Genomic DNA, 540 nt, shown 5'->3' with positions numbered 1-540 from the left:
TTCTGGATGATGCCTTGCAACAATGATTTCGGAGCAAATCCTTGGCCTAAATGTGGCGAGATTGATATTATGGAAGAGGTAGGCGTTAATCCTAACTATACTTCTTCGTCGCTCCATACAGAGAAGTTTAATCACGTGATGGGAACCCAGATTACCAAGGAGCGTCTGACTGCGGGTGCTGAAGACGGTTTCCACGTTTATCGCCTGGAGTGGACTCCTGATTATATCAAGACCTATGTGGATGGTAAGGAACTGCTCAATTTCAACAATGACGGTAAAAATGATGTGGGTTCATGGCCTTTCAATAAACCATTCTATGTTATCCTCAACCTGGCTTGGGGCGGTGATTGGGGCGGCATGAAGGGTGTTGACGAAAGCGCCCTCCCTGTTCAGATGGAGGTGGATTACGTGAGAGTATTCCAGAAAAAATAAGGCTTGATTTTTTTAACTATATAAATAATAAGGTCTTAGGAGAAGTCGTACCTGCACTTACTCCTAAGACCTTTTTCTTTTGTTCTAATTTCGCTCTTTTTATTGTCT

The 540-nt window shown here is 43.0% G+C and carries 1 protein-coding gene; it reads left to right on the top strand.

Annotated elements, in window-relative coordinates; genetic code table 11:
* Positions 1–432 (top strand): glycoside hydrolase family 16 protein (locus D4A39_RS16950; protein WP_147393958.1); only part of this gene is annotated, 432 nt, incomplete at its 5' end.
* Positions 433–540 lie beyond the last annotated feature (108 nt).

Source organism: Alcanivorax profundi, assembly GCF_003597125.1.
Lineage (GTDB): Bacteria > Pseudomonadota > Gammaproteobacteria > Pseudomonadales > Alcanivoracaceae > Alcanivorax > Alcanivorax profundi.
This window is presented reverse-complemented; position numbering and strand designations above follow the sequence as displayed.